The 366-nt window shown below is 70.2% G+C and carries 1 pseudogene; it reads left to right on the top strand.

Features of this window, described 5'->3' with window-relative positions:
* Positions 1-366, top strand: a pseudogene (locus B3D39_RS01180) (3-phosphoshikimate 1-carboxyvinyltransferase); the annotation flags it as partial.

The raw sequence follows: 366 nt of genomic DNA, 5'->3' as shown, positions 1-366 counted from the left end.
GATGCGCGCCTTCGGGGCCGAGGTCACGCAGCACGGCCCCGGCAGCTGGTCGGTGCATGGCGTGGGCGTGGGCGGTTTTGCCGAGCCCGAAGACGTCATCGATTGCGGCAATTCCGGCACCGGCGTGCGTCTGATCATGGGCGCGATGGCGACCTCGCCGATCGTGGCGACCTTCACCGGCGACGGGTCTTTGCGCAAACGCCCGATGGGCCGTGTGACCGACCCGATCCGGCTGTTTGGCGCGCAGGCTTTCGGGCGTCATGGCGGGCGTCTGCCGATGACCATCCTCGGCGCGCCGAGCCCCGCACCTGTGCGCTACGCAACGCCGATGGCCTCGGCGCAGGTGAAATCGGCGGTGCTGCTGGC

This window comes from Thioclava sp. UBA3469 (assembly GCF_002378135.1).
Lineage (GTDB): Bacteria > Pseudomonadota > Alphaproteobacteria > Rhodobacterales > Rhodobacteraceae > Thioclava > Thioclava sediminum.
The sequence above is the reverse complement of the archived record's forward strand: the minus strand, read 5'-3'. Positions and strand labels throughout refer to the sequence as shown.